General features: G+C 50.4%; 2 protein-coding genes. Both read right to left on the bottom strand.

Annotated elements, in window-relative coordinates; translation table 11 throughout:
- Positions 1–3,645: helicase-exonuclease AddAB subunit AddA (gene addA / locus ACEYCN_RS01845; RefSeq protein WP_373712602.1), on the bottom strand; the 3,645-nt coding region annotated here is incomplete at its 3' end.
- Between the two features lie 115 nt (positions 3,646–3,760).
- A partial coding sequence (gene rexB / locus ACEYCN_RS01850; protein ID WP_373712603.1) for an ATP-dependent nuclease subunit B occupies positions 3,761–5,805 on the bottom strand: 2,045 nt, incomplete at its 5' end.

Genomic DNA, 5,805 nt, shown 5'->3' on the forward strand with positions numbered 1-5,805 from the left:
CCTCACGACCTCTACTTCTTGGCCTCCGAGGAGGATGAGGTAGGTGTCTACTTGCTTGATTTGGTAGGATTCTTGGAGGGCTTTGGCGTAGAGTTTCATTTGGAACTGGTAGCGGTCCTGGAGCTGATTTGGGTGTTGGTATTTGTCAGTTTTGTAGTCAAAGAGGACGATGCGGTCTTCAAAGACGAGGTAGCCGTCAACGATCCCGCGGATGACAAATTGTTCCTTGCTGATGGGGTCTTTTTCCAGCATGGCAAAGGGTGCTTCGCGGTAGAGTTTGTCCAAATTGCTCAGGATCAGCTGGCCTAGCTCGGTGTCAAAGAAGCTGAGAATTTTGTTCAAATCCATCCTTTCCTTAACCGGGTCTGGGGCCTGAACTTGGGCAAGGGCCTGCTCGAGGTCTGCCAAGCTGACCTTTTGGCTCAGTTGCAAGCGCTGCATGAGTTCATGGGTAGCAGAGCCGATAGCTGTGCTGGTGACGCTGCTTTTTTGACCCAGTTGAGGTAGTTGGAAGCGGATGGGCTGCTCTTTTTTCGCGACAATCCTATCCATGATTTCCATGCCTTCCATATCCATGACTGGCTCATAGAAAGCCTTGACCTGACTGGGAGTTCGTAGACTTGGCAGCTGGATGGCTGGGGTATAGGTCTGATTGAGCCTCTCCACACTGTCTAATACTTCCAGGGCTCGGCGGATATCCTCGGACTGGCGGTTGTGGGCCAGATTGTCTGCATCGACCTTGCCTTTCAGCTGGCCAATCTGACTTGGCAGGACATCTTCCTGCTCGACAAAGCGAATCCGATAGGCCAGATTCTGACTTGGAAAGGCGGCATCAATGGCCAGGAGCCAGTCTTGGAAGGACAGGAGTCCTTCTCTTTGGCTGGCTGGTAAAAAGCCATTTTCGCTGGAGCCATCAAACTTTTCAGTCAGCTTATCCTTGCGTCCCTTACCAACCAGATAGAGTTTCTTTTCGGCACGTGTCATGGCCACATAAAGGAGGCGCATCTGCTCAGACAGGGTGGCTAGGTTGAGTTCTCTGCGGTTGACTTGATAAGGCAGGGTCTCAATAGCGACTTTGAGATGAGGGAGGCTGGTTTCCACCTGGTCCTTCATATCGGCCAGGTATTTGATTCCCAGTCCCTTTTCCCGGCTCAGAATGAGGGGCGAGTGGGTGTCCTTCATGCTGAAGCGCTTGTCGATATTGAGGATAAAGACATACTTGAACTCCAGCCCCTTGGAATGGTGAATGGTCATGAGGTTGACTGCATTTTTGGGGGCAGCCACTTCCACTTCCATCAGGTCCTTATCACTGTCTAAGACCTTGTCAATCATGCCGATAAAACGGGCCAGGCCCTTGAAGCCTGTTCTTTCAAAACCGTTGGCACGAAGGGCCAGGGCGTAAAGGTTGGTCTGCCGACGCTGGGCATGGGGAAGGGCCCCTACATAATCATAATAAAGTCGGTCATTGTAGATTTTCCAAATCAGATCATAGAGGCTGTGCTTTTTCGAAAATTGTCTCCAATCAGCCAGTACCTCTAAGAAATGGCTGAGTTTCTCCATCAATTCTGGTGAAATCAGCTGGGGATGCTGGCCTTGGCCAGCTTTTGCCAAGAGAAGCTTCTCGTAGAGCTCTGTCTGGTCGGCCTGTACTGCCAGTCGGGCCAGTTGGTCTTCGTCAAAAGCGAACATGGGGGAGCGCAGGAGGGCGGTCAGGGCAAAGTCGTTGAGGGGATTGTCGATGACGCGCAGGGTGTCCAGCATAATCATGACTTCCAGGGACTTGAGGTAGTTCTTCTCGCCCCCATCTGACTCGACAGGGATACCATACTGCTCAAAGCTGGCAATCAGGGGCTCGTTGCGGGTCCTGGAGGCCACTAGGAGGGTGATTTCTGAGAACTTGACCCCTTCTTCATTGTGGAGGCGGATGATTTCCTTGGCAACCAGGTCGATTTCCCCCTGGCTAAAGCTGGATTCTTCCTCCTCCAAAGGAGCCTCTGCCTCTTCGGTATTGTAGATCAGGACTTCTGTTTCCAGCTGGGGAGCTACTTCTTTTTGGGGTTCGCTGCCGGCAACAAGGAGGTGGGTCTGATCATAGAGGATGTCCCCTACTTGCTCGTCCATGAGGTGGCTAAAAACCCCATTGGTCGAATCCAGAACGGTGGACTGACTACGGAAATTCTCCTTGAGAAGGATCAGCTTGCCAGCCTCTGGATAGTCTTGGTACAGTTTGAATTTACTGTTGAAAATGAGGGGATCTGCCTGACGGAAACGGTAAATAGATTGCTTAATATCCCCCACCATAAAGCGATTGTGGCCATTGGAGAGGAGTTCAAGCAGGCGTTCCTGCATGTGGTTGTTGTCCTGATACTCATCCACCATGACTTCGTGGTACTTGTCTTTGAAAATCTGGGCCACACTAGGATTATCTTCCAAAATCTGGATGGCAAAATGGGCGATGTCGTTGAATTCAAAGGCATTTTCCTGGAGTTTGGCGGTCAAGTAATGGGCTGAAAACTCCTCCACAAAGTCTCTGAGGAGCTGCAAGAGGGGCAGGATGTCCGCCTGATGGGGTTCCAAGGCTAGGATGGTAAAGAGAGACTGGGCCAGATTGCGCAAGGGTTCCAGGTAGCTATTGCGGTCCCGGTTATAGGCTGCGGCATAGGATTTTAAGGTCTCATCCTTGGAAGAACCGATGGCCATGACCAGATTGCGGCCAGAAGCTAGGCTGTCAATCCGAGCACAGGCTTTCTGAAGCTCTTCCAGATTGGCCTGAATCGGAAAGCTGGCCAGTTCCTCTATGAGAGTTGAAACATTACTCAGGTACTTATAGGACTTCTGAAATTCCTGGGTCACGGTTTCATAATGGTCCTTGAAGTAGGACTCGGCCTTAGAGAGAATGAGGTTCAAATCTTGACCAGCCATAATGGTCTGGACAAGGTCTTCTGGCTGACTGGTTTGGGGACTTTCATGGGCCTGGAGCAAGACTTCCTTGAGCCAGTAGTCTGGCGAGGCTGTTGACTGGCTGAATTGGTGAATCTGGTAGATGACATCTCGAAAAGCCTGGCTATCCTTCCGATTGCCAGCAAAATTTCGGACTAATTTTTGAAATAGTTGGGCCTGGTCACCCTGCATATACTTGGCAAACAGGTCTGTATAGACCTGTTTTTTGAGGATGTCTTGCTCGGACTCGTCCGTCATGATGCGAAAAATTGGTGAAATGCCCATCAGATAACCGTACTGGTTGACCAGTTTTTGGCAAAAAGCATCCATGGTGCCGATATCCGCTGTTGGGATGGCGGCGATCTGAGCTGAAAAATGCTGGCGTTCCTCATCGCTGGTCGACTGGGCTAGCTTGGCCGTCAGGCCTTTTTCCAAACGCTCTTTTAGCTCTCCAGCGGCCTTGACGGTAAAGGTGGAGATGAAGAGCTGGTTGACGCTGATGCCACGGCTAATCATATCCAAGATCCGCTCTACCATGACAAAGGTTTTACCGGAACCAGCCGAGGCAGAGACCAGGATGTTGGTCCCGTTACTATAAATAGCAGTCAGCTGCTCAGGCGTCATCTTTCTTTCCTTATCAGATGCGGCTTCTGCTGCAATCCGAGCTTGGATTTCTTCTTCGGTTAAAAAATTCTTTCTGTTCATAACTTATCTGACTTCTAGGTCCAGAAAATCAAAATAGACGAGGCAAAGCAACGCAGACATACCTAATGGTAGGCCAGGAGCTTTAACAATCTATCCTTTTGATTTTCAATGTGGTCTAGGCGTCAACATCTCCCCCTTTCATCAAGTCTAAATAGGCGGCCTTCTTACCTCGGGTTGGCAATTTGAGCAGGCGTCGGGCTTGACCCATGTGGCGATCCGCTTCAAAATGAGTAATGCTCTTGAGCTGCTCACCCTTGACACTTCTGCCATCTTCCGTATAGGGATTGATGAGGAAGACACCCTTACGAATGCTCTGGGCAGCATCCAAAAAGAGGCTCTGGTTATAGGTCAAAAGGGTCTCTAACTCCTCGGTTTCATAGGTGGCATTGTTGAGATGATAGGCCCCGTCTGCCAAAAACTGTTTTTCCTGGTCGGCAAACAGTCCCTTGTAAACCAGCTCACCCTTAGCCTGTTGGGCCAGATCATCATAGGACTTGGCCTTTCTCAGGTCCAGTTTTGGTTCCTGCATATGCAGATACATGGCCCCAAACAGTTGGTCAACCCCAACACCGTATTGACTCCGCAAAGCTTCCAGATAGGTCACCAGCTGAGAATTGAGGCCGTTGTAGAACTTGGCAATATCGAACTGGTTGGCTCCAGACTTGTAGTCCACAACCCCCAAACTGCCATCCGATAGGCGGTCCACCCGGTCTATAATCCCGCCAATTTGCACGGTACTTTGGAGCATGAGCTTGAATCTTTCTTCCTGAGAAGCCACTTGAATGGCCTGGTTGGCCCGAAAAAGACTGGCCGTCGAACGGGCAATGTCCTCCAGGATTCTTTGTGAAAACCGACTTTCCTCATCCTGCTGATAGAGGGCCTGGTAGTCTTTATCCCGGTTGGTCTGGGCGATGGCCTCTTCCAAGCGTTGGTCAAAGGGCTGGCCATTATCCTTCAAGGCCAATTCAAAAATTTTATGCAAATAATTGCCGTGATGGCGATGGTCGGGATGAATGCTGTCTTGCTCCTGGAGCTGGAGAATGTAGTTGATAAAGTAGAGGTACTGATTGTTGTAGAAGGTGGTCAGGCCAGATGCGGATAGGTGAAGGGGCTGGTCATCTGGAAAGCGAATCTGCAAAACCTCATCTGACACCTTGCTGGTTTTGACAGTATCCAGGACTTTCGGCAAGCTGAGCTGGTTTTGGGCCAGGCGCTTGCGCAAATATCGGACTGCAACAGCCCAGAAGCTTTGCTCCTCCTTGCTCCATTCCTGATCCAGATCCAGCTGGTTGACGGCAATCAGAGTTGAAAGCAGGTCCTTGTAATTTCCAATCTCATCTCCGCTAGCAGCCAAACGACTCCTCGTCTTATCCAGTTGAGGAAGGCCCAACTCTATCCATTCCTTGAGATAGACAGAAATGTCCTCCTCCCCTTCGTTAGCCACCTGCGGATAGGTCAAAACCAGACTTTGACTGGCTGCATTGAGCAGAGAAAGGGCTGCAAAGTGGTTCTTTTTAACATTATCCGAAGAGGGAATTTCAAAGGATGAAAAATCGCCTGTGGCTTCATTGATCAGCTGCCTTTCCTCATCGGTCAAAAGGCTCTTATTTTGGGCAATTTTTGGGAAATTAGCCTGGCTCATCCCCAGAGCAAAGATATAGGGTGCGGTGTGGGGTTGGACCAAATCATAGGATTTGATATTGACCACATCCACCGTGGCTGGGATGGTTCGATAATCAGCCGCCAGCATGCCAGAACCAAGCAGGGCTAAAAAGTCATCCACAGCCAGCTTGTCCTGCCCGAAAATGTCTGCCATCTGCATCAGCAAATCCGAGAAAACTTTCCAGACCTGTTCATGTTGGTCTACTTCCTCTTCACTGGCCCCACTGAGCAGGGCCTCCATATTTTCTGGCAGGGCGATGGCCGTCAGAAATTGGGCCAGTTTTTCCAGCAGACTGAAGCCCTTTTGGGGACGGGCAGATAGGAAGTCATCCAGCGGTTCCATGATGGTCTGACGGATCTGATTGAGCTGGACCAAATCATACTTTCCAGCGCGGTCCGCTGTAAAATCTTTCAGAAAGCGGGTCCGGCCCTTGATGTCGGCATAGGCCACATACTGGGAAAAACGGTCTATCTCCATCTCCGTCAGCTGGCCAAAGA

Source organism: Streptococcus sp. (assembly GCF_041802885.1).
Taxonomy (GTDB): Bacteria; Bacillota; Bacilli; order Lactobacillales; family Streptococcaceae; genus Streptococcus.